This is a genomic window from Brevundimonas intermedia, from assembly GCF_004614235.1.
GTDB classification, from domain to species: domain Bacteria; phylum Pseudomonadota; class Alphaproteobacteria; order Caulobacterales; family Caulobacteraceae; genus Brevundimonas; species Brevundimonas intermedia_A.
On sequence record NZ_SPVH01000006.1, the window covers coordinates 499,531 to 521,190 of the forward strand.

At 62.5% G+C, this 21,660-nt stretch carries 22 protein-coding genes; 13 read left to right on the forward strand and 9 right to left on the reverse strand.

Annotated features, from left to right (window positions below; translation table 11 throughout):
• Positions 1-158 precede the first annotated feature (158 nt).
• From EGY25_RS08730 to EGY25_RS08745, 4 genes are all read left to right on the forward strand, one after another.
• Positions 159-2,672 carry a TonB-dependent receptor plug domain-containing protein gene (locus tag EGY25_RS08730; protein WP_135194612.1) on the forward strand — a complete coding sequence of 838 codons (2,514 nt, stop codon included), beginning with the start codon at positions 159-161 and terminating at the stop codon, positions 2,670-2,672.
• Between the two features lie 241 nt (positions 2,673-2,913).
• Positions 2,914-3,627 carry a 2,3-diphosphoglycerate-dependent phosphoglycerate mutase gene (gene gpmA / locus EGY25_RS08735; protein WP_135194613.1) on the forward strand — a complete coding sequence of 238 codons (714 nt, stop codon included), beginning with the start codon at positions 2,914-2,916 and terminating at the stop codon, positions 3,625-3,627.
• Entirely contained in the window at positions 3,624-4,253 is a 630-nt protein-coding gene (locus tag EGY25_RS08740; RefSeq protein ID WP_135194614.1) for a bifunctional diaminohydroxyphosphoribosylaminopyrimidine deaminase/5-amino-6-(5-phosphoribosylamino)uracil reductase RibD, read from the forward strand. The genes gpmA and EGY25_RS08740 overlap by 4 nt, the downstream gene beginning before the upstream one ends.
• A gap of 53 nt (positions 4,254-4,306) precedes the next feature.
• Positions 4,307-5,572, forward strand: a complete 1,266-nt coding sequence (locus tag EGY25_RS08745) for a pentapeptide repeat-containing protein (protein WP_135194615.1) — start codon at positions 4,307-4,309, stop codon at positions 5,570-5,572.
• A gap of 19 nt (positions 5,573-5,591) precedes the next feature.
• On the opposite strand, the gene metK is transcribed toward EGY25_RS08745, so the two are convergent.
• A complete protein-coding gene (metK, locus tag EGY25_RS08750) occupies positions 5,592-6,794 on the reverse strand; it encodes a methionine adenosyltransferase (protein ID WP_135194616.1) in 1,203 nt (400 codons plus the stop codon).
• 157 nt (positions 6,795-6,951) lie between these two features.
• On the opposite strand from metK, the gene EGY25_RS08755 reads away from it, so the two are divergent.
• From EGY25_RS08755 to EGY25_RS08770, 4 genes are read left to right on the forward strand one after another with little or no spacing between them, the layout of a single operon-like run.
• A complete protein-coding gene (locus tag EGY25_RS08755) occupies positions 6,952-7,398 on the forward strand; it encodes a helix-turn-helix domain-containing protein (RefSeq protein WP_135194617.1) in 447 nt (148 codons plus the stop codon).
• A gap of 27 nt (positions 7,399-7,425) precedes the next feature.
• The gene (locus EGY25_RS08760) at positions 7,426-7,761 is read left to right on the forward strand and encodes a hypothetical protein (RefSeq protein ID WP_209308023.1); all 336 of its coding nucleotides are present in this window, start codon (positions 7,426-7,428) and stop codon (positions 7,759-7,761) included.
• A gap of 14 nt (positions 7,762-7,775) precedes the next feature.
• Positions 7,776-8,240: a hypothetical protein gene (locus EGY25_RS08765; protein WP_135194618.1), complete on the forward strand. Its 465-nt coding sequence runs from the start codon at positions 7,776-7,778 to the stop codon at positions 8,238-8,240.
• Positions 8,237-8,608 (forward strand): hypothetical protein, encoded by a 372-nt coding sequence (locus EGY25_RS08770; protein ID WP_135194619.1) that lies wholly within the window; start codon positions 8,237-8,239, stop codon positions 8,606-8,608. The genes EGY25_RS08765 and EGY25_RS08770 overlap by 4 nt, the downstream gene beginning before the upstream one ends.
• Here EGY25_RS08770 and EGY25_RS08775 read toward each other — a convergent pair whose 3' ends face one another.
• The 3 genes from EGY25_RS08775 to EGY25_RS08785 all read right to left on the reverse strand — a co-directional run bounded on the left by EGY25_RS08775 (position 8,609) and on the right by EGY25_RS08785 (position 10,833).
• A complete protein-coding gene (locus EGY25_RS08775) occupies positions 8,609-8,962 on the reverse strand; it encodes a helix-turn-helix domain-containing protein (protein ID WP_039246365.1) in 354 nt (117 codons plus the stop codon).
• A 464-nt stretch (positions 8,963-9,426) separates the two neighbouring features.
• Positions 9,427-9,846, reverse strand: a complete 420-nt coding sequence (locus EGY25_RS08780; protein WP_135194620.1) for a MucR family transcriptional regulator — start codon at positions 9,844-9,846, stop codon at positions 9,427-9,429.
• 633 nt (positions 9,847-10,479) lie between these two features.
• Positions 10,480-10,833, reverse strand: coding sequence for a hypothetical protein (locus EGY25_RS08785; protein WP_135194621.1), 354 nt, complete (start codon positions 10,831-10,833; stop codon positions 10,480-10,482).
• Between the two features lie 179 nt (positions 10,834-11,012).
• Between EGY25_RS08785 and EGY25_RS08790 the strand changes: the two genes are divergently transcribed.
• Positions 11,013-11,492 (forward strand): hypothetical protein, encoded by a 480-nt coding sequence (locus EGY25_RS08790; protein ID WP_135194622.1) that lies wholly within the window; start codon positions 11,013-11,015, stop codon positions 11,490-11,492.
• Positions 11,493-11,534: 42 nt separating this feature from the next.
• Here EGY25_RS08790 and EGY25_RS16530 read toward each other — a convergent pair whose 3' ends face one another.
• Positions 11,535-11,708 (reverse strand): hypothetical protein, encoded by a 174-nt coding sequence (locus EGY25_RS16530; RefSeq protein ID WP_167762519.1) that lies wholly within the window; start codon positions 11,706-11,708, stop codon positions 11,535-11,537.
• 972 nt (positions 11,709-12,680) lie between these two features.
• Here EGY25_RS16530 and EGY25_RS08795 point away from each other — a divergent pair.
• Both EGY25_RS08795 and EGY25_RS08800 read left to right on the forward strand, forming a co-directional pair.
• Entirely contained in the window at positions 12,681-13,010 is a 330-nt protein-coding gene (locus EGY25_RS08795) for a hypothetical protein (RefSeq protein WP_135194623.1), read from the forward strand.
• A gap of 555 nt (positions 13,011-13,565) precedes the next feature.
• Positions 13,566-14,282 carry a hypothetical protein gene (locus EGY25_RS08800; protein ID WP_135194624.1) on the forward strand — a complete coding sequence of 239 codons (717 nt, stop codon included), beginning with the start codon at positions 13,566-13,568 and terminating at the stop codon, positions 14,280-14,282.
• Positions 14,283-14,859: 577 nt separating this feature from the next.
• On the opposite strand, the gene EGY25_RS08805 is transcribed toward EGY25_RS08800, so the two are convergent.
• Both EGY25_RS08805 and EGY25_RS08810 read right to left on the reverse strand, forming a co-directional pair.
• Positions 14,860-15,210: a DUF1493 family protein gene (locus EGY25_RS08805; protein ID WP_135194625.1), complete on the reverse strand. Its 351-nt coding sequence runs from the start codon at positions 15,208-15,210 to the stop codon at positions 14,860-14,862.
• Positions 15,211-15,813: 603 nt separating this feature from the next.
• Complete coding sequence (locus tag EGY25_RS08810) at positions 15,814-16,221, reverse strand: hypothetical protein (protein ID WP_135194626.1); 408 nt, start codon at positions 16,219-16,221, stop codon at positions 15,814-15,816.
• A gap of 356 nt (positions 16,222-16,577) precedes the next feature.
• Here EGY25_RS08810 and EGY25_RS08815 point away from each other — a divergent pair, with 356 nt between their 5' ends.
• Positions 16,578-16,820: a hypothetical protein gene (locus EGY25_RS08815; RefSeq protein ID WP_135194627.1), complete on the forward strand. Its 243-nt coding sequence runs from the start codon at positions 16,578-16,580 to the stop codon at positions 16,818-16,820.
• 592 nt (positions 16,821-17,412) lie between these two features.
• On the opposite strand, the gene EGY25_RS08820 is transcribed toward EGY25_RS08815, so the two are convergent.
• Positions 17,413-17,877 carry a MucR family transcriptional regulator gene (locus EGY25_RS08820; RefSeq protein WP_135194628.1) on the reverse strand — a complete coding sequence of 155 codons (465 nt, stop codon included), beginning with the start codon at positions 17,875-17,877 and terminating at the stop codon, positions 17,413-17,415.
• Between the two features lie 563 nt (positions 17,878-18,440).
• Positions 18,441-19,088 (reverse strand): GNAT family N-acetyltransferase, encoded by a 648-nt coding sequence (locus EGY25_RS08825; RefSeq protein WP_135194629.1) that lies wholly within the window; start codon positions 19,086-19,088, stop codon positions 18,441-18,443.
• Between the two features lie 484 nt (positions 19,089-19,572).
• Here EGY25_RS08825 and EGY25_RS08830 point away from each other — a divergent pair, with 484 nt between their 5' ends.
• Positions 19,573-21,660, forward strand: a complete 2,088-nt coding sequence (locus tag EGY25_RS08830; RefSeq protein ID WP_135194630.1) for a hybrid sensor histidine kinase/response regulator — start codon at positions 19,573-19,575, stop codon at positions 21,658-21,660.

Here is a 21,660-nt window from a genome sequence, read left to right on the forward strand (position 1 = left end):
CGGTGATTTAAACGGCGCAGATCGCGCTTTCCGTCGCGACTTTTTTCGCTGTGTTGAAAGGGTGCAACGCTTTCTGTTTCTTCATGAATTGTGTCGTTTTACGGCCATGTTTGTACCGTCCTGCAAGGGGCTGAATTCGTTTCCCGGACCGTCGTTCCATGACCCAGATCGCGCTTATGTTGTTGGCGCTGGCCCCCACGGCCGGCGTCGCCCAGACCACGGCCGCCCAGACCACCGCGGCCCAGACTCCGCAGGAAGAGCCCACGACGGTGCTGCCCGATGTCGAGGTCACGGCGGCGCGTCGCGGTGTGGCCCTGGGCGGGCAGGAGCCGATCGTCTCCTATGACGCCGCTCAGATCCAGGCGTTCGGCGCGACCAACATCGGCGAGCTGATCACCCTGCTGGAAGCCCAGACCCGCAGTGCGCGCGGCGGGTCGCCGGTCTTCCTGGTCAATGGACGCCGCATCTCGGGCTTCCGCGAGATCCGCGGCATCCCGCCCGAGGCGATCGAGCGTTTCGACGTCCTGCCGGAGGAGACGGCCCTGTCCTATGGCTACAGCGCCAATCAGCGGGTGGTGAACATCGTCTTGAAGGCGGACTTCAAGTCCCTGACGGCCTCGGTCAACGTCAGCCGGCCGGAGCAGGGCGGTCGCACCACGACCGCCAGCGAGAACAACGTCCTGCGCATCGCCGGGGGCGACCGCTGGTCGCTGGACATCAACGGCACGACCGCCAACACCCTGTTCGAGACCGAGCGCGATATCGACCGTAGCGCCACGGCCGGTGGAGCAACCGGTGATCAGGCGAACGCCTATCGCACCCTGCTGCCCAAGACCGACGAGGTTTCGGTGGCCGGAACCTACAAGCACGACCTGAACGACAAGGTCGGAATGACGCTGAGCGGCAGTCTGGAGGACTCCAGCAGCTTCAGCTACCAGGGCCTGCCCAACCTTCTTCTGAACGTGCCGGGGACCAATCCGTTTTCGCCGTCTGGCCAGGACGAGACCCTGTTCAGCTATCTGGACTTGCCCGGCTCCCTGACTCGCAAGACCGATACCCGCACCGCCGAGCTGGGCACGGTCTTCGACGGCTATGTGGGCGATTGGCGCTGGACGGCGACGGGGGAATACAGCCGCGTCGAGACCGACACCTCAACCGGGCGAGGTGTGGATGAGGTCGCGCTGCAGGCCTTGATCGCGGGCGATCTGACGGTCAATCCCTTCGGCGATCTGACCAGCCGGGCCACGGTCAATCCACGTGACACCGCCAACTCGCTGGCTCAGACGGCGACGGCGGAACTGGTGCTGAACGGCCGGCCGTACGAGCTGCCGGCGGGGGACATCACCTCGACCTTCAAGGTGGGGGCCGGCTATCAGTCGCTGGACTCCGAGAGCGTGCGCTCCGGCGTGGCTGTGGATCGGTCGCAGTCGCGCAATTCGGGCAGCGTCCAGGCCAACTTCGACCTGCCGATCTCGAACGTCGATCGCGGCATCCTGCCCAAGATCGGCGACCTGTCGGCCAATGTGAACCTGGCCTATCAGGAACTGTCCGACTTCGGCGGCGTGTCGTCGGTCGGGGCCGGTCTGAACTGGTCGCCGGTCGAGCGTCTGTCGCTGTCGGCCAACTATTCCGACGAGGGCAAGGCGCCGACGGTCCAGCAGTTGAACGACCCGACGATATCGACGCCCAATACGCCGGTGTTCGACTTCCGCAACAGCCAGACCGTCGAAATCAATCAGATCACCGGCGGCGACCCCAATCTGAAGGCCGAGGATCGGCGCATCCTGAAGCTGGGCATGAACTGGCAGCCCGTGTCGGCCCAGGATTTCCGGCTGAACCTGGCCTATACCCGCACCGAGGCGGATAACGAGATCTCCAGCTTCCCCGCCATCACCCCGGATCTGGAAGCGGCCCTGCCTGATCGGTTCGTGCGCGACGCCGACGGCAATTTGCTGTCCATCGACGCCCGGCCGCTGAACTTCTTCAAGCGCGAGCAGCAGGACGTGCAGTGGGGCTTCAACTTCTCGCGACCCTTCGGCAAGCCGAACCCACCAGAGGCCGGTCAGCGGCCGGGCGGCGGACGCCCCGGCGGCGGCATGATGATGGGCGGCGGCCCGGGCGGACCCGGAGGTCCCGGCGGCGGCGGACGGATGCGCGGCTCGCGCGGGCCGGGGATGCAGCCGGGCCAAGGCATGTTCAACCTGTCGCTGACCCACACCTGGCGCGTTCAGGACGAGGTCGTGATCCGCGAGGGTCTGGAGCCGCTGGACCTGCTGGACGGCGACTCGATCTCGGGTTCAGGTGGTCAGTCGCGCCATGAGGTCCAGCTTCAGACCGGCCTGTTCAAGAACGGGCTGGGCGCCTTCGTCAACGCCAACTGGCGTGCGGGCACCACGGTCAACGGCGACGCCCTGGGCTCGCCCGATCTGGACTTCTCGGGACGCACGACGGTCAATCTGTTCGCCTTCGCCGACCTGACCCAGCGCACGTCCTGGGTCGAACGCTTCCCGTTCCTGAAGGGGACGCGGATCGGTTTCGGGGTTCAGAACATCTTCGATGACCGGGTTTCGGTGACCAGCAGCGACGGCGCCACGCCGATCAACTATCAGCGCGACTATCTGGACCCGCAGGGCCGCGTCTTCCGCATCAACCTGCGCAAGATCCTGTTCTAGGCGACAATGGCGAGGGATGGGGGGCGGGCTGCGGCCCGCCTTACGGCCAGACGGTCGCCAGCGCGATCATCACGACGGCGGCGCCGAGCGCCAGGGGGAAGAACAGACGGTCAGACATCGGTCGACTGTTACCGCCGTGCGCCCGATGCGACAAGCGAGGCGACGGCTTGGTCCCGGCGAGCCTTGACCGACTTCGGAGGGCGTCCTACCCCGAAAGACCGTATTCCAAAGGACCGACCGAATGCCGCGACTGATCCTGCTCCGCCATGGCCAGAGCCAGTGGAACCTCGAAAACCGCTTCACCGGCTGGGTCGACGTCGATCTGACGGCGGAGGGCGAGGCCCAGGCGCGTCACGGCGGCGAGCTGATCGCCGAGGCCGGGTTCAAGCCGACGGTCATGTTCACCTCGGTCCTGACGCGCGCCAAACGCACCGGCGCCCTGGCCCTGCAGTCGGCGGGCCTGACCGACGTGCCGGTGATCGAGGACTGGCGCCTGAACGAGCGCCACTACGGCGGGCTGACGGGTCTCAACAAGGCCGAGACGGCGCAGAAGCACGGCGAGGACCAGGTCAAGGTCTGGCGCCGCAGCTATGACGTGCCGCCGCCCCCTCTGGCGCCCGGCGGCGAGTTCGATTTCGAGGCCGATCCCCGCTATGCGGGCAAGGCCATTCCCGACACCGAAAGTCTGAAGACCACGCTGGACCGGGTCAAACCCTATTGGGACGCCGAGATCGCGCCGCGCCTGAAGGCCGGCGAGGACGTGCTGATCGCCGCCCACGGCAACTCTCTGCGGGCCATCGTCAAACTGCTGTTCGGCGTGCCGGACGACCAGATCGTCGGCGTCGAAATCCCCACGGGCAATCCGCTGGAGATCGACCTGGACGCGGAGCTGAAGCCCACCGCCGCCCGCTATCTCGACTCCGCCCGCGCCGAAGCGCTGCCGACCGCATCATGAGCTGGAGCGACGCCGACCAGGCCTTCATGGCCCAGGCCATCGCCCTGGCGACGGGGCGAATGGGCGAGACCTGGCCCAATCCGGCGGTCGGCTGCGTCATCGTCAAGGACGGCCGGGTGATCGCACAGGCCGCCACCGCGCCGGGCGGCCGCCCCCACGCCGAGGAGCAGGCCGTGCCTGCCGCCGGCGCCGAGGTCGTCGGTTCGACCGTCTATGTCACGCTGGAGCCGTGCGGCGCCCGGTCATCGGGCCGCAAGTCGTGCGCCCACTTCCTGACCGAGGCCGGGGTGGCGCGCGTCGTCATTGCCTGCCTTGACCCGTCGCCCTTCGCCGCCGGCCGGGGCACCGAGCGCCTGCGCGCCCAGGGCCTGACCGTCGAGACCGGCCTGATGTGCGAGGAGGGCGCCTACCTGTGCGAAGGCTTCCTGCATCGGCTGGAAACCGGCCGACCCATGGTGCGGGTCAGCGAGGACGGCGTCGGCTTCGACGGCCGCTTCGTCGCCTCACCCAAGGCCGATCTGGTCACCGAACTGAAGCGGCTGGGCGAGGCGGGCTATACGCGCCTGTGGACCGGCTCTGGAGAGCTGGCCGAGGCATTGGAGGAGCAGGGCCTGCTCAGCGTCTGACAACCACCTGTCGTTCAAGGGTTTCTTAAGTCAGACGGGCGCAATGTGTCGAAATGGCACTGGCGGAACCCATCGTGAGAAAACGCCTGACGCAGGCGGAGCTGGACCTGGTCTGCGCCCGGCATGACCGGCTGTTCCAGGCCCGCCCCGGCGGCGCCCGTGCGGTCTTCGCCTGGATGGACCTGTCGGGCCTCAGCCTGAAGGGCCGCAATCTCGCCGACGCCGATTTCGCCGCCGCCTGTTTGGAGGGCTGCGACCTGACGGGGGCCAGGCTCGACAACGCCAACTTCTTCGGCGCTGACATGCAGGACGCGATCCTGGCCGAGGCCAGCCTGCGTCGCGCGGACCTGCGCGGCGCCTGCCTGCGCGGCGCGGACCTGTCGGGCGCCGACATGTTCGAGGCCGATCTGCGCGAAGGCACCATCGCCGCCGCCGACGCCAAACTGGGCTTCAAGGTCATCGAACCGCGTCATCGCGAGGAGACCGAGGCCGTGGGCGCCAACCTGTCCGGCGCCAATCTGCAACGCTCCAAGATGTCGGGCGTCATCGCCATGAAGGCCGACTTTTCCGGCGCGGTGATGAAGGACTGCAAGCTGGTCCGGGCCAATCTGAAACAGGCCAACTTCCGCGGCACGGACCTCGCCGGGGCCGACCTGTCCGGCGCGGACCTGTCGGGCGCGGATCTGCGCGACGCCATTCTGGTGGGCTGCAAGATGACCATGTGGCGCGCTGACGGCGCCGACATGCAGGGCGCGCTGACGGACAACAAGTCCGCCTGCGAATCCGTGGACCGGATGCCGGCCGCCGAAATGCTGCGCGAACACGCCCGCTGGTGCGAGACCGGCGGTTCCGAGGGGCAGCCTTCGGTCTTCGACGGCGTCGATCTGCGCCCGCTGAAGTCGATCACGGGCCTGAACCTGACCGCCCTGTCGGCCAAGGGGGCGGTGTTCTATGGCCTGGACATGGAGGGGGTGCAGTTGCAGGGCGCCCAGCTCGAAAACGCCGATCTGAGGTCCGCCAAACTGCGACGCGCCGATCTGCGCGGCGCGCGTCTGAAGGGCGCGAGGCTGAACGGCGCGGATATGCGCGAGGCGCAGCTGGGGCCGTTGCTCATCACGGCCGATCGTCTGATGCCGGCGGATCTGACCGGCGCGGTGCTGCGCGGTGTGGACTTGTCCGGCGCCGATCTGAAGCGCGCAGTGCTGGTCGGCGCCGACCTGGGTCGTGCCACGATGCACGGGGCCCAAATGCGTCAAGCCGACCTGACCGACGCCAATCTGACCGGCGTGCGCGGCCTGGTCGTGGACCAGGCCGCCTAACCGGCTTTAGGCCAGATTCTTAGGCTAGGGCCTTGAGTTGATCGACAAGGTCGGTCTTTTCCCAGCTGAAGCCGCCATCGGCATCGGGTTCGCGGCCGAAGTGGCCATAGGCGGCCGAGCGGGCGTAGATCGGCTTGTTCAGCTGCAGATGCTGGCGGATCGCACGCGGCGTGGCGCCGCCGATCAGGTCCAAGATCTTGTCCTCCAGCACCGCTTCCGAAATCTTGCCAGTGCGGTGCAGATCGACGTGGATCGACTGGGGCTTGGCCACGCCGATGGCGTAGGAAATCTGGATGGTGCAGCGGTCGGCCAGACCCGCCGCGACCACGTTCTTGGCCAGGTAGCGGCAGGCGTAGGCGGCCGAACGGTCCACCTTGGTCGGATCCTTGCCCGAGAAGGCGCCGCCGCCGTGGGGCGCCGCGCCGCCGTAGGTATCGACGATGATCTTGCGGCCGGTCAGGCCGGCGTCGCCGTCCGGCCCGCCGATCTCGAAGATGCCGGTCGGGTTGATGTGCCAGACGGTGTTCTCGTCGGTAAAGCCTTCCGGCAGAACTTCGAGGATGAGGGGTTTCACGAAGGCTTCGACCTCGGCGGCCTTGCCCGGCGCATGCTGGGTCGACAGCACGATGGAGGTCGCACGCACAGGCTTGTCGTCTTCGTATAGGATCGTGACCTGGCTCTTGGCGTCCGGCTCCAGCAGGCTGCCGCCGGCGTGGCGAACCTCGGCCAGGCGCTTCAGGATGTTGTGGCTGTACTGCAGGGTCGCCGGCATCAGCTCGGGCGTCTCGTTCGACGCATAGCCGAACATGATGCCCTGGTCGCCGGCGCCCTCGTCCTTCTCGTTGGTCGAGTCGACGCCGACGGCAATGTCGGCCGACTGGGCGTGCAGGTAGCAGGCGTATTTGGCCGTCTCCCAGTGGAAGCCGTCCTGCTCGTAGCCGATGTTCTTGACTGCGGCGCGGACTAGCGGTTCCAGGCTGTCGATGATGCCTTGGGTGAAGGCCTCGTTCTCTTCCTTGGTGTTGCCCGGCTGGGTGGCGCGGACCTCGCCGGCCAGCACGATGCGCTGGGTCGTGACCAGGGTCTCGCACGCCACGCGCGCCTCGGGATCCTTGGCCAAGAAGGCGTCGACGACCGTGTCGGAGATACGGTCCGCGACCTTGTCGGGGTGACCTTCGGAAACGCTTTCCGAGGTGAAGAAGAAGGAAGAACGAGCGGCCAAGAGAGGCTCCTGTCTGGGTCAGGCGATCAGACATATAAAGATATGCTTATATGTTCAAGTGATCTGACGTCGGGCGATAAGACGGAAAGTGGTTCGCAAGCCGCGCGGATCGGCTGACAGGGTCGGATTTTAGGTTAAACAGGGTGCGGGGGATCGAATGCCTGACAGCCTGACGACGAGAGAAAGCGAATGCGTCCACCTCGCCGGCCAGGGCCTGGAGGACAAGGAGATCGCCGCGCGTCTCGGCATTTCGCCGCGCACCGTCGGCAATCACCTGCACAGGGCCTACGCCAAACTGGGCGTATCGGATCGCAAACTGGCGGCGCGTCGGCTGAGTAGCGTCTACTCAGAGGCGTCGATACTCATTCCCAACACCGACCCCGATCCGCTGAATGATCCCACGTCGGCCGAACAGTCTGACGATGCGGTTTCCGACCGAACGACGTCCTGGCTTCTGCCGGCTCCGCCCCGCGGCGCTCTGGCGAGAGTGGGGATCATCGTCGCCGGCGCCGCCATCGCCCTGCTGTTCGCCATCGGGATCGTGACGGCGGGCATGGTGGTTCCATCCCTTTTCGACCGGCTCGCTCCCGCTGAAATGCGCTGACAAAACGGCTTAACGGGAGATGAGCCAATGAAGAACATGCACGTCGGCGTTCGCGTGGCGCGACAGGTCAGAACCGCCGAACACGCCGTCGATCAGGCGATGATCGAGGTCTGCCGGCTGTTCCAGACGGCGCTGGAAGGTCGGGTCGAGGCCCGGCTGGCGGCGGAAGTCGGTCAGGACGCCCTGGCCAATATGGTTCGCGGCCTCAGCCAGTTGGCCGAGGTTCGCGGCGCGGTCATCGCAAGTCACGGCGAACTGGCCCAGGTCGCCGACGAACACCAGGTCGGCTGGTATATGGACGGCCCTAGCGAGGACAAGGCGGGCACAACCACCGGCGTCGCGCCCTTCGCCATCGCCGCCTGATCGCTGCTGCGGGAATGTGGTCGCCGCTGTCCCTGCTGCTGGAGTGCCTGACCTACGCGGTCATGGCGCTTCTGCTATGGAAAGGCCGCACGCCCGAGCGGATTGTCGTCGTCGCCCTGTTCGCACTGCAGTGGGGCACGCCGTTCGTGGACCACCTGTTCATCGGGCATTTCCGATGGGGGGTGGCGTCGCTGTCGTTCGCCATGTTCTGCCTGCTGGTGGGGCTGGCGCTGCGATACGACCGCTGGTGGCTGCTTCTGGCGACCGGCGCCCAGCTTATAGCCGTCTCGACCCATCTGGCCGGGATCGCCGGTTCCGACGCCCTTCTCTGGTCGATCGTGTCGACCCGGATGGTCGTCTGGTTCGAGCTCCTGCTCCTCGCCCTCTTCGGCGTCTGGGAGGCGCGCGCCGCCCCCTACGCCCATCCCCAATCACGGCCCGCGACCGTTCGCGCGCCACACAAGGTCACAGTCCAATGAACACCCAAACCCCCAACGCCTTCATGCCCCTGTTCCGCTCGTGGCTCGAGACGGCCAATCTGGCCCAGCAGGTCGGATCGCAATCCCTGTCGGCCAGCGGCGAAAACCTGCTGGTCGAGCTGGACCTGGCGCCGATGGAGGCGGCCGAAACCACCCTGCTGGACCATGCGCCCAGCACGGCGGTCGAGGCGGTCTGCATGATCGAGATCATTCGTCAGGGTCTAGCCGACGCCGGCCGTTCGGACGGCCGCGACATGCGCGCGCTGGCCGCGATTCAATCGTGGCTCGCCGGCACGGCTCTGGATGCGCCTTCGGATCGGCGGGACGAGGTGGAGCAGTTGCTGAAGAGCATCAGCAACCGCGGCTGATCAGCCGCGCAGGCCCTTGGCCACGGTCAAGAGGGCGTCGCGTTGTGCGGCGTCCTTGATCCCGCGGAAGGCGGCCAGCAGTTCAGCGACGCCAGGGGCGGCCAGCGCAAGCTCGTCGCCCTCGGCCGTCTCCAACTCGCCCAGCAGGGCGGCGCCGGTCGACTTCAGGACCGATGCGATCTGCAGCAGACGGGCGGCGGAAACGCGGTTAACGCCCCGCTCGTACTTTTGAATCTGCTGGAAGGTGACGCCTGCGCCGGCGGCCAACTGCGCCTGCGTGATGCGAAGCTCTTCGCGACGCGTGCGGATGCGGCCGCCGATGGCGATGTCTACGGGATCTACTGCGTCGTTCATTTGGGCCTACGGACAGGACTAATGCGGGCGCCATGGCCCCAAAACGCCAACGGCGTCAAGCCAAAGCTGCTCCACTAGGGAGTGCTACGTGTGCTGATGAGTGTGAATTCAACCAATGGGATATGTGACGGAGTTTTCGCCGTCGCTTCCGGCGCGAACCGCGCTCGGAAAAGTGGTGCCGCTTAGGTGACTCGAACACCTGACCCCATCATTACGAATTCGATGGAAGCTTACCCACCAAATTCAAGCCGTGACTAGCTTCTAGCAACGTTTCGTTCAGGCTGAAAGCTCCCCACCCACAGGCTTCCCAGTTTGGGCCGAGGGGGTAGTTCGGGAGTTTCCTAGTTAAAGATCGTTAGCGTGGGAACGCGACAAATTCCGACCTGCGCCATACCTGCATGGCCCGCGCTGCCAGGAGTTCACTTCGTGGGACGGCCCCGCTTCGTGGATGCCTTCGGAGCATCTCAAGAAGGCTTAGCTTTGCGACCTTTCGCGCCCAGCCCAATCGACTTTGCCAGTTCCGACCGACGGGCCGAGTAGGCAGGCGACACCATCGGGTATGTGGAGGGCAGGCCATATCGATCGCGGTATTCGTTTGGCGTGATACCGTTCGCCGACAGGTGACGTTTCAGGGACTTGTAGGTGCGCCCGTCTACGAAGCTAACCAGGCCCTCATCGGTGATCGACTTCCGGATTTGGCCAGCACTGGCACGAGCGAAGATTTCTACAGCTTCCGGTTCAGGCTGGCCGACGTTCGCGAGCGCCGCATGAGTGGACGAGATCAGATCGCCGATCCGCTCGGGCGGAAGGTCGTTGTTCGACACGTAATTGGCTACGATCCCAACCGTCATGTCGAGAAGCGAGGATATTGCCTGGTCAGTCATGTGGCGATGCACTTTTGGTGATGGCCGGACCCAAGCGGTTCGACATTCGATGCCCACGGTAAGCCGACCTTGCGAGCGTCTGCAACGGGTGGAAGCGGACACTCACTCAGCGCACCTCGGGAGCGCTCACTCATCGGGTTGGCGCGTTTCAACGAGGAAGCCTTGGCTGGTCGTCTGTTGCTCGAATGTGTGCGCAAGGCGACGAACTTCCCCTGCTGATCTTCCCCACGGAATGATGCTCTTACGGAAATCGACATCGGTCTCCCCCGGCCTGAAACCTCTCCGGAAGAAGATGTGCGAATCTAACCGAAACAGCTGATGAGAATACAGCGTGTCTGGCTTCATCGCTTCTTCCTGGGGCCGAGTAGCGTGAACCGATGGGCGTTCGAGAAATCCAGAACTACGGCTCTACCCGAGTTTGATTCCCCATCGCGATCGTGCACCGTGAAGGTCACCTCGGGTGCACTCGCGGCCAAAGGTGGCCAACCCATAAGGATTGCGGCCACCAAGATGATTGCCGCGCCTAGCCCAAGTAAGCCCACTGCTTTGCCAATGCGCATGATCATGCAGCCAACATTGACCTCATTAAGAATGTCCGCAATGGGTCGGAATGCGACAATGGCCCCAGAACGACTAGTGAACGATGGGTTGGGCGGTCTGCCGCAGCAGATCAGGGTAGTCCTCGGGGCGGCCTTGGCGAACCACAATGCTAGTTTGGCCTACTCGCTCCACTGCCCTCCGCGCCAACTCGATGCACTGTTGGTCTTGGTCATCTCCCCAGACGATATCCACCTGATTGGGCCTCGCTTGTAGTGCGGCGAACCATCGTTCGACCATAGCCATTTCGGACATCCACATATCTTGGATCAGATAGCGGCACTGACCGTCCCGATGATCGACAGTGACTGGGTAGCCGAGCGACTGCTCCGGAACTGCCGCGCAGCCAGTGGGTAAGAGTAACAGCGCTGCGACGACGACCGGCTTCATTCCAGAAGCATCTGCCATGCGGTCAACGTCCGCAATGGGTCGGTTTGCGATACTGGCATCTCGCCGGAAACCCGACATTCCGGTGACGGTCCGGAAGCGGACTCCGCGAGGTTCAGCTAGGGGTGGCAAGCGGAAGTTGCGCTGCAGGCATTAGGCTGAAACATTGCAAGAACCTCGCAATGGAGCCGACCATGCAATCTGTTTTAGCCGCTGTCGCAGCGACAATCGGGCTCAACATTTTCGTTTTGCCAGCCTATTCCGGATGGGATGGCGCGGAGTGGGGCATGACGCCAGAACAGGTGTCAGCCGCTGTCCCCGGAGTTCGAGTTGTTCGCCGGGGAATGTTGCTGTCCGATGCGCGGAAACAGAGCGCGAGGGATGTGGAACTCTACGGCATCAGTCTCGAAGCATCGTATTTCTACAGCCCACGCGGTTTGACCTTCATTCGTTTCGACGTGCCCTTCCGACGGTGCGCTACCCTCGTCGATGGCCTTATCGCCGCCCACGGGCAACCCGCGAACGTGAGCGACCAAGGCATTCTCAAACTAATCACTTGGGAAGACCCGGACGCTGGCAACCGGCTGATCCTGTTGCAGTCCGCAGCAGGAATCTGTGACCTACGCATTCGGTCAATCGAAGCCGGGAACGGCGTCGGCTAAAGTCCGCAACGGGTCGTGAACCGAAGTTCGTTTATGGGGGGGTTAGCGGATCGTGGGCGGGAACAAGTCGGCACGTGCCTTGTCTGTCTTTTTCATCCTACCGGCGAGGACAGCAAAGCCAACTGAAGCCGCTGCGACAACGATGGCAAACGCCGCGTTTCCAGGGTCGCCGCTGATGCCCAATAGGATCGCCAATGCCAGGGCGGCGACAGCCATGACCGCGCCTTGAACTTGGAAATATCCGAGGATGAAGGACCGGATTCGAAACATTCGCCGAACAGATCAGATTTCCCGACTGTCCGCTATGGGTCGGACCACAACATCGACACCAGCGCGAAAAGCGGACATCGGCCCCACAGCCCAAAAGCGGACGCGCCGAACTGCGGCAAGGGGTGGTAAGCTGACACTTTGAATTGCAAGGTGGGCCATGCAGTCGTTGGAGCAGGGCTATGATTTTAGCAGCGGTCATTGCGTTGGTTTCGGCTCAATCTTCGCCCACCACCTTGACGCTTGAGCAATGGGAGGGCTGCGCAAAATCGACCGTTTCCACATGCGACGTGCCGGGTGGAACTGACGAATGGAAGTCGTGCCTTGAAGTAACCGACCCCATGAGCATGGAGGAATGGGACATGTGTGAGTTCGTGTCCTTTCCAGACTGCTTTCAAGACAGCCTACCCGACGATGTTCAATCGAGCCTCAGACTTTGCGGCGCTCAACGCGCGGTCGCAGCACGAAATATTGCGATGAGTTGGACCTCTGAACAGAGCGCGTGGGGTAATGAAGCCGGAGCGGCGCAGATGAGGTCCACTTGGGCTCGCGTTGAGCAACTCGCGATGGCCGATGCATCTGTCGATCCCTTGATGGCATCCGGAGCGCGCGTAGGAGCTATGGTGTCTGGCTTGAAAGCGATGGCGTTTATTCGGAATGCGTCTAATCAAGTCTCCCCTGCGCGAAGGGCGAATTCCACAAGAAGCTAGTACCCGCTCTAGGTCCGCAACGGGTGGATTTCAGCCTTTAGCATCGGCCGGAAAGCAGACATGCTGGATGACCGTCAGGGGTGGTTAGCGGACATCGTTTTGCGATAGCGTGACGCTTATGAGCGGATTTGGTTTTTTCCCACGAGACGGAGCAGGCGGGCCTTCCTCGGCGCCTATGGACTATGGATCGGCAACGGTGCGCGTAGGTGAGATGGTAGAGACCGTCTTCTGCAACCTCGCGATCTGGAGCAGCGCGGACTACGCCAGTCATTGGCGGGATGGCGCGTTGAAGTGCTTGGCGGAACAGCAGCCTCGCCTGTTTTGCACGGACCTGACCAAGCGGAATGCGACAGTCTTTGCCGCATTCCCCGAGGGTGATGGATATGCATTTGAACAGTGGGTTATTCAGCGTCGCACCTTCGCGGTGAGCGGGAAGGAAATAACCCTCAATCGTGAAGGTGACATGGTGCGCTCAGGCGGCGACGCATCGTGTTGGTGGGTAGACCGGGCGAGCATCGCCGACTTTGCCAACGCAGTCTGAATGTCCGCGATGGGGTCGGTTTGCGAACTTTCCACATAGCACCAAACGAGACGTCCAACTCACTACACGCCTACGCGTTCGATCGCGTCTGAGGGTTGAAGGAGGCAGGCAGGATCCTTCATCTCGCCTTGCGGAGCCAAACGATGCTCAGAGCGCCAGCCATGATCCCCGCGATTAGAACCGATGCGATTGCGGGTGAAAGAAGGTTCTCGCGCGCGCCGTAGAAAGCGAGGCCCGCACATAACGCGCCGCACCACGCTATTGCCTGGAGAAGGGCGTATCCCTTTGAATGCTTCTTCATGATGCCCTGCCTAGCATTTGGACCCAGGTTTCCCGCATTCAACTCACGTCCGCAACGGGTCGATTTCGGTCTTGATCTTCCGCGCCGGAAACAGACGTTGGCCCCAAGGCCAGACAGCGGTCGCGGTCGACATCATCTAGGGGTGGTTTGCGGACGTTGGAAATCACTACTTGACTGCCCCCCTTCTGCGTAGGAGTCGGGTCGACGTTTGAGGATCGTCGTGACCTTCGCGTACGTCCGCCTGGGAGATACGGATGTTCGGCGAAAAAGAGGCAAGCAAGCAGGTCTTGAACGATCTGTCTGACGACACGCTGGGCTTCGGCGGAACTGATCTACGAACGGTTCGAGACCTGCTGATTCGACCAAAGGCGGTTCTCGAAGCATGGATGGCCCACGGGCCGATGGGCGGCGGTGCTTACTCGAGGCCGCTGAAGCTCTACCTCGCTCTGAACGCCATCCTAATGCTGATTTGCTTTTTGAGAGGCGGGTTCGGCTATCTGCTGGATGCACTTCCTCCGGAACTGCTCACCAGCGTGCTCGAGCAGTCAGGGAAATCGCGAGACGCTTTCGTGGGCGACGCTGACAATTGGATGTCGCTCGTAATGGTACCCCTCACCGCTTCGCTTCTTATTGTCTTCACGACGCCCCTGTTCCGTTGGTGGGACCCCGAAGACCTTAAGTGGCGTCGCGGTGTCCGAGCCTCACTCGCCTACCTGAATGCGTGGACCGTGCTCATGCTGCCGTTCTCATGGTTCATGTACGGCGCGAGCGCCGTAGCGATGGCATTCACGGTTCTGTTCTCCTTAATGGGGGTGGTCGCCTTCCTCCGGATGGGTAGGGGCCGCTGGTACAAGAGCTACGGGCCGGGTGTGGGAAAGTCGCTGATCGTACTGCTCGCCATGCAAATCGTTGGCGCCATCGCTACCTGCATCGTCGTCGCCGTTGGCATATTCGCGGGACGATTTGCTTAGGGCTTAGGGCAGCCTGGGTCCGCGTCAAACCCAGCGCTACTGCCACGGGTCCGCAGCGGCCGCGAAGGTCCGCAACGGATCGGCTTGCGAAGTTGGCGTCCCGCGGGAAACCCGACATTCCGGTGACGGTCTGAAAGCGGACTCCGCGCGGTTCAGCTAGGGGTGGTAAGCGGACATCCGGTCAGGTTGTCATTATTGATAAAACAAACGCCACAGCGAAGATGACGACGGTCGTTCTGGCAATCAATATCAAACACCAAGACGCTCTGAACCTTACACCGTGACGCTCGACCGTGAATAAGCGGATCGTCACCCACGGCCCGGCCCGCCAAAGGTGTTTTGTCCAGCCACCACCGTTCCAAATTGCCTCGATGGTTACCGCCAACAAGCCACTAACGATGTGGATGAAAACGGCACCGACAGCTATTTCGAAAAAGGGGAAACTGCCCATGTGTCCCTTGTCAGATAACCGTTGAAGGTCTGCAATGGGTCGAATTCGGTCCTGGGCTTCGTCGCCGAAAGAGGACGTTGGCCCACTGGCCGGAAAGCGGTCCCGGTCTACGTCAGCTAGGGGTTGTTAACGGTCGTTCCATGATCCGATCTGAACCGTCGTGATGAGGCTTCCAACGGTCAGACTGCGATAGGTTCGCTCACCGCGCCATTCGCGAAACTCTCGAAAAAGGTTCAGTCCAAAGTTATGCGCCACCTCGTTTGGCGCGTATTGCCTCAAGTCCATAAGGCTGAAGTCCGTGCCGAACGGTTCCCTGATCGCGTCAATGGCATCACCCAGATCCTCACCGGCGAGACCCAGATCGTAATAGAGTTCTGTTGTCTCGGTGATTGCGTCCTCTCTCATGGTGACGCGCTTCAGCGCGCTGACCACATGGGCGCGGATAGCATCTGCTGATCGAGCGATGTCGTCGGCCATCACCTGAGTGAACGCCAAAGGGCTAATGTCTGCAACGGGTCGGACCACGAAATTCGATCCGAGCCGTTAAGCCGACATTGGCGTCAGGGGCGGACATCGGACTCTGCCGACCGCTGTTTTGGGTGGAAAGCGGACATCGCCTTATCGATTGCCACGGGCCTCGGTATGGAAGCAGCAAACTAGAACTGTGATGTTTGCGTAGGCCATTCCCACCAACGGGATCGCCAAGCCAGCGAGAAGGATCCATCTCAGGATGGAAGAGTCCGCATAGCTAAGTGGGATTGTTTTCCCCGTGTTGAGCAGAAAAGCGCAAGCCACGCCGGGAAGAAGTGCGACCGACCAAGGGATCGAAACAGCCGGTGCGATGTAGGCTAGCCGAGCAGGCTCTGTACCCGAGCCAAGTTGGCACAGCCTCTTGTGATATCGCCCTGCAAGCGTGATGAGCAAACCAGCTCTCCGACCCTGTTACGGACGTTATCATCGATGGACATGATAATGTCCGCAATGGGTCGTGTGCAGCCTTGGGATTCGGTGCCGAAAGCGGACGTTGGCCTTTAGGCCGGAAAGCGGTCGTCGCGTCGTCCGCCAAGGTGGAGAGCGGACCTAGCCTCCCAGCAAGACCGCCTCACTTCGAGTCCCGGAGGCGAGGGCACGCAGTTGAGGCACGAAGCGATCTAAGCTGGCGTAGCTAGTCAGAAGCTTGGCCTTTAGGCGACAGGTGGGGTCGTCTCTGTCGGTGATCTCGGCCCTAGCTTCAAGAGCACCCAAGGTTCCGCTGTGTCGGATGCGCAGGTGCAGCATTATGTCGTCGCCCTGCATCTGATCGTAACCCAGGACGAGTGCAGGTTCATTTGCCAGGGGATAGGTGCTCAACTCCGAGGCAAACTCCGTTAGGCTTTCCGGCGCACCCCAGAACCAGCCGCGACCTGAAAAGGTCTCGGTGTGCAGATCGAAATGTATCTGCCAGACCCCGTCGCCATCGGGTACCACACGTATAGTCAGCTGGTTCATGCAGACGAGCCTAAGTCTTGGGCGCAACTTCCGCTATGGGTCGGTTTCGGTCCTGAGCTTTAGCGCCGAAAGGGGCAACGACCCTCACTTGTGGACGAGCGGCCTCGGCCAGCGCGACTGACCCTCCGCGTCCTCGCCCTTTGAAGATCAGCCCGCTTTCAACCAGTGCGTCGCGCGCGCGCTCATAGGTCTCTTCCTGCCAGCCGAGCTCGTTCCGGAGATGTCCGTTCCCTGCGCTTCCACCGAGTTCCTTGAGGACCTCCAAAAACCGTTCCTGCCGTCCCACGACGCCCCCTGCACAACTAGAGAGGTTGATTAGCTTGGGTTATGCGGCATATGGCTGGAGGGTGTGACGCATGATCCCCACTGCGACATCAGGTCTTCCCGTCGCGCTGCTGGATGTGCTCCCCCGTATGCGGACCTCCAGCCGTTTCGAGAGCGGTCGCCGCCTTTTAGCTTTGGTGGCGATGGGGAGGCTCGCGCAGGGGGATGACCGGCCAGATCCTGATCAGCTTATGCTTGCTGCGCGCGAGGCCGAGGCTGAGGCGGAGGAAGCGCTCCACCGGTTCGACGAAATCCTGGCCAAGCTGAATGTGTGAGGTCAACGAGGCCTGCTGCTAGTCAGTTGATCCCATTGCTTCGCCTATGCGCCGCCGATTTTCTCGTAAGGGGAGAACTGGAGGTTCCGCTGAGAGTGTGACGCGAAGGCCCTTCCCACTGGGCACCCACGAATCTCCCAAGCGGAAGCGCCTTGCGGCCCATCCCGGCCCGGCTTCAAAGCTATCGCTACTCTGAAAAGGTGGTGCCGCTTGCGTGACTCGAACACGCGACCCCCTCATTACGAATGCCCCACTATGGCTAGAGGCACTCCAGCGTGGGGACGGGGTATGGACTGGGATTTGCGCGCTTTCGCGCGCTTCCGTCGTCCGTTCCTGCTGGAAGTGGTGGTGCCGCTTAGGTGACTCGAACACCTGACCCCATCATTACGAATTCGATGGAAGCTTACCCACCAAATTCAAGCCGTGCCTCGCTTCTAGCAGCGTTTCGCTCAGGCTGAAAGCTCTCCACCCACAGCCTTCCCAGTTTGGGCCGAGGGGGTAGTTCGGGAGTTTCCTAGTTAAAGATCGTTAGCGCGGAAACGCGACAAATTCCGACCTGCGCCATACCTGCATGGCCCGCGCTGCCAGGAGTTCACTTCGTGGGACGGCCCCGCTTCGTGGATGCCTTCGGAGCATCTGAAGAAGGCTTAGCTTTGCGACCTTTCGCGCCCAGCCCAATCGACTTTGCCAGTTCCGACCGACGGGCCGAGTAGGCAGGCGACACCATCGGGTAGGTGGAGGGCAGGCCATATCGATCGCGATATTCGTCTGGGGTGATCCCGTTCGACGATAGGTGGCGCTTCAACGACTTGTAGGTTCGACCGTCTAGGAAACTAACTAGACCCTCATCGACGATCGACTTCCGGATTTGGCCAGCACTGGCACGAGCGTAGATTTCGACAGCTTGCGGTTCAGGCTGGCCGACGTTCGCTAGGGCCGCATGAGTGGACGAGATCAGATCGCCGATCCGCTCCGGTGCCAAGTTGTTGTTCGAGAGGTAGTTGGCCACGATCCCAACCGTCATGTCGAGAAGCGATGAAGTCGGCTGATCAGTCATTTGGCGATGCGTTCCTGGCGATGGCAGAATCCCGGTTGAATCGACATTCCATGCCCACCGTAAGCCGACATTCTGAGCGTCTGCAATGGGTGGTTAGCGGACTATCGCACCTCGGTGCGAACAGGGGTGCACTCACCGCGTTGGAGCACGAAGTAGAACTCTTGGACTGCTCCTGGGGTCACATAGCCGATCTGGCATGTCGCGCTGGCACCATCTCCCGAACGCAGCCGAACTTCACCGGACCCTTCACAGGTGATCGGCACCCCAGCGGTCAAGTGATCTCCGCGCGCGGTCAGACGTGTTTCCCTATCGCACAGGACCACCACACCCGAGACGTTTGGCGATCCTGACGTGTCCACATCGACCGAGTTCTTGGCGGGCACGCATGCCGCAAGAGCCGCCGACCCAAGTAAGATGCTGAGGATTGTGCCCTTCATCAGCAAACTATCGCCGCCGCCATCGATGTCTGCAATGGGTCGGATTACGAAGTTGGCATCCCCTCAGAAAGCTGACCTTGGCGGCCCCTGCTAGGAGCGGACCTTCCGAACGGCGACTAAGGGTGGTTAGCGGACATCAGGAGTTGCGATCAGAGCCGTGGTCCATGGAGACCTGACCACCCAGCCCATATTTTCGTAGAGCACACGACCTTCGTCGGTCGCCACCAACGCTTGCGCCGACTTCGGCTCCTCGCTCGCACTCGCAAGCAGCGTCATGATTGCCGATCCAAGGCCGCGTCGCCTGTGCTGTGGCTGGCTCACAATGCGATCATAGACAAAGACACCGCTCGCGCTCGCTCCGTATCCGCTGGCCGCAAGTTCTCCGTTCGAAGCGAAGATACGTGCTGTAATCAGACCATCCTGCTCCGCGACTTCGGCTCTATAGCCGGGAGGGACGGCACGGCGAGCATGCGCTTTGCCAGTGAGCGTCATGAAGTATCCGCCCTCTTGAACCTCCCACCGCGAGGAGACTACGAGTCGTAAGGAGGCGACTGTTCCGCACAGTTTGAGGGCGATCAACGGGTCTGTCGTCGCCAGCGCGAGTTTCCGAAGGTCTTCGCTCACCTCCATGAAAACGTAGCGCGACCTCTCGTTTGGCTGACAGGTGTCCACGCGCCAGCCACCACGCGCATCAACGGGTGCGGGCAGGCCCCGTGCGATGGAACGTCCCGCCAACCAGTTGCGGACGAGGGAGGCATCCAGAGGCTCGCTCATTCGTCGAGGTTAGCGCGTTCGAAAACGTCCGCAACGGGTCGGAATGCGACAACGGCCCCAGAGCGACTAGTGAACGATGGGTTGGGCGGTCTGCCGCAGCAGATCAGGGTAGTCCTCTGGGCGGCCTTGGCGAACCACAATGCTAGTTTGGGCTACTCGCTCAACTGCCCTCCGCGCCAACTCGATGCACTGTTGGTCTTGGTCAACTCCCCAAACGATAGGGTGGTTAGCGGTCAGATGGCAGAGGTTCATCCGAAATCCCGTCTGGCCCAACGGTGAAGGCAGAGCAACTGATCTCATCTAAGCCATCACGCAGAAGGCACAACTCATTGCCTTTTGAGGTAGCGTCCGAGCAGGCTAATCAGCCTGGCGAGGTTTCGATGGCGACGCACCAGCGCCGAACCCGGAGGGCAGCCGCTGATCAGCCCACTGATTAAGTTGAGTTTAAGCCCTCTCTCCTATCCTGAAATTTGGTGAGGGGACTATGTCTGAAGAATCGGCGGCAACGCGAGCGCAACTGCTGCGCATACTGCTATTCGCGATCATCGCCGTCGCCGCGCTGATGCTGTCGGTCGGAGGCATGGTTGCCTACTCGGCTTCCGTGCTCGACAACATGAGTGTCCGAAACCAGGTTCGGCTGACGGAGCGGCGTGTCGAAAGACGTCTCGAAGGGCTGCGGGAAGATGTGACGTCCGCAACGGTTTGGAACGAGGCGTACGAAATGACGCTCGCCAGCGATCTTGATTGGATGCAGGTCAACTACGGCGACTACTACGCGGACTATATGAGCCACGAAGTGACCGTGGCGCTAGATGGCGATGGGAAGCCCGTGTATGCGTCACGGGACAGTGAGCCCGTTGCTCCTGAGGCCGAACGCGCTTTCCTGGACGCCGTGAGGCCCCTTGTCGACGAGATCCGAAGAGGCGCGAAACACCTGCGGTCCGAGGGTGGCAGAACGGCCTTTGGCCTGGAGGCCGTCAGCACGCGAGAAGCCCTCGTGCTAGTCAGCGATGAGCCCTACTTCATCAGCGTCTCCACTGTCGTTCCGGAGGACGCTGCACACGATCATCCCGGAGTCAGAGATCCCATCGTTGCCTCTGGTATCTCTGCGAGAACATTCGTCGGCACGCTCGCCAGGGACCTCATGCTGTCGGGTCCCCGGTTGCTCTCGCCCATGGCGCCAACCTCGCCAGCGCAACTGCAGTTAGTGGCGACTGACGGCAAAATTATCGGCATCATCGGCTGGACGCCGGACAGCCCCGGCGGCGCTCTCCTCGTTGGTGCCATACCGGCGCTGTCGGGGCTGGTCGCCGTGTTGTTGGCCTCGCTCGTCTTTGGCGGGATGCGCATCTATCGCCTGATCCGTGATCTTGCCTATAACGAGGAGGCTCTAGACCGGTCGCTTGCGGAGGCGGAAGCCGCCAACGCGGCCAAGTCGCAGTTCTTGGCCAATATGAGCCATGAGCTTCGAACGCCGCTGAACGGCATCATCGCCATGAGCGAACTTCTGCATCATCACCAGACAGACGATCGCGGACGAGAGATGGCGCGGACCATCGTCTCCTCCGGCCACACGCTGGAGCATGTCGTCAACGACATCCTGGACGTCGGAAAGCTTGAAGCCGGCATGCTGCAGTTTGACGTTGCGCCGTTTGCACTGGACGAGGTGCTCCGATCAGCGGCCCAGCTTCACGGTGCAACGGCGGCCGCCAAGGGCGTCGAGCTGACTCTGACAATCTACCCGAATGCGACCGGCGTCTATTCGGGGGATCGCACACGGGTCGCGCAGGTGATCTCGAACCTGGTCGGCAACGCCGTGAAGTTCACCGAATACGGAAGCATTCGGATTACCGCTCGTCGTCATCATCATGGCAAATTATGCCTCTCTGTCAGCGACACCGGCATCGGCTTCGATCGATCGACCGCCGCGCGCCTGTTTCAAAGATTCGAGCAGGCCGACGCATCCATCAGCCGTCGCTTCGGCGGGACCGGGCTGGGCCTCGCGATCTGCGTTTCATTGGCGCGGATGATGGGCGGATCGGTCTCGGTTCGATCGGTTCCCGGCAAAGGATCGACCTTTTTCGCGCACCTTCAACTTGAGCGTCTGTTGGACTGTGACGAGCCGGCCGCGCCCCTCGCGGCGGCGCGAGAGACGAACGAGGCGCGCGAGCTGCGGATCCTCTATGCCGACGATCATGCAGTGAACCGTCAGGTCGTCAGCCTCATCCTTGAGCCGCTTGGCATCGTGATGACCCTAGCGCAGGACGGGGCGGAGGCTTTGGCGCTCGTGAAGGCCTCAGCCTTCGATCTGATCCTTATGGACGTCCAGATGCCGGGCATGGACGGGCTGACGGCGACGCGGTTGATCCGGCAGCACGAGGTCGAACACGGGCTTGACCGCACGCCGATCATCTCTCTGACCGCCAACGCCATGGACGACGACGTCACGCGAAGCATGGCGGCGGGATCGGACCTCCACCTGCCAAAGCCCATTCGACCGGCGGCCCTCATCGAGGCCGTGGACGCCCTGCTCGTTCCATCCCATTCCGACGCGGCCTCCGTGGCTGCATGA

Coding starts and splice junctions, on each gene's coding strand:
- EGY25_RS08730 (WP_135194612.1), top strand. CDS start 159: ATGACCCAGATCGCGCTTATGTTGTTGGCGCTGGCCCCCACGGCCGGC.
- gpmA (WP_135194613.1), top strand. CDS start 2,914: ATGCCGCGACTGATCCTGCTCCGCCATGGCCAGAGCCAGTGGAACCTC.
- EGY25_RS08740 (WP_135194614.1), top strand. CDS start 3,624: ATGAGCTGGAGCGACGCCGACCAGGCCTTCATGGCCCAGGCCATCGCC.
- EGY25_RS08745 (WP_135194615.1), top strand. CDS start 4,307: ATGGCACTGGCGGAACCCATCGTGAGAAAACGCCTGACGCAGGCGGAG.
- EGY25_RS08755 (WP_135194617.1), top strand. CDS start 6,952: ATGCCTGACAGCCTGACGACGAGAGAAAGCGAATGCGTCCACCTCGCC.
- EGY25_RS08760 (WP_209308023.1), top strand. CDS start 7,426: ATGAAGAACATGCACGTCGGCGTTCGCGTGGCGCGACAGGTCAGAACC.
- EGY25_RS08765 (WP_135194618.1), top strand. CDS start 7,776: ATGTGGTCGCCGCTGTCCCTGCTGCTGGAGTGCCTGACCTACGCGGTC.
- EGY25_RS08770 (WP_135194619.1), top strand. CDS start 8,237: ATGAACACCCAAACCCCCAACGCCTTCATGCCCCTGTTCCGCTCGTGG.
- EGY25_RS08775 (WP_039246365.1), bottom strand. CDS start 8,962: ATGAACGACGCAGTAGATCCCGTAGACATCGCCATCGGCGGCCGCATC.
- EGY25_RS08780 (WP_135194620.1), bottom strand. CDS start 9,846: ATGACTGACCAGGCAATATCCTCGCTTCTCGACATGACGGTTGGGATC.
- EGY25_RS08785 (WP_135194621.1), bottom strand. CDS start 10,833: ATGAAGCCGGTCGTCGTCGCAGCGCTGTTACTCTTACCCACTGGCTGC.
- EGY25_RS08790 (WP_135194622.1), top strand. CDS start 11,013: ATGGAGCCGACCATGCAATCTGTTTTAGCCGCTGTCGCAGCGACAATC.
- EGY25_RS16530 (WP_167762519.1), bottom strand. CDS start 11,708: ATGGCTGTCGCCGCCCTGGCATTGGCGATCCTATTGGGCATCAGCGGC.
- EGY25_RS08795 (WP_135194623.1), top strand. CDS start 12,681: ATGGTAGAGACCGTCTTCTGCAACCTCGCGATCTGGAGCAGCGCGGAC.
- EGY25_RS08800 (WP_135194624.1), top strand. CDS start 13,566: ATGTTCGGCGAAAAAGAGGCAAGCAAGCAGGTCTTGAACGATCTGTCT.
- EGY25_RS08805 (WP_135194625.1), bottom strand. CDS start 15,210: ATGGCCGACGACATCGCTCGATCAGCAGATGCTATCCGCGCCCATGTG.
- EGY25_RS08810 (WP_135194626.1), bottom strand. CDS start 16,221: ATGAACCAGCTGACTATACGTGTGGTACCCGATGGCGACGGGGTCTGG.
- EGY25_RS08815 (WP_135194627.1), top strand. CDS start 16,578: ATGATCCCCACTGCGACATCAGGTCTTCCCGTCGCGCTGCTGGATGTG.
- EGY25_RS08820 (WP_135194628.1), bottom strand. CDS start 17,877: ATGACTGATCAGCCGACTTCATCGCTTCTCGACATGACGGTTGGGATC.
- EGY25_RS08825 (WP_135194629.1), bottom strand. CDS start 19,088: ATGAGCGAGCCTCTGGATGCCTCCCTCGTCCGCAACTGGTTGGCGGGA.
- EGY25_RS08830 (WP_135194630.1), top strand. CDS start 19,573: ATGTCTGAAGAATCGGCGGCAACGCGAGCGCAACTGCTGCGCATACTG.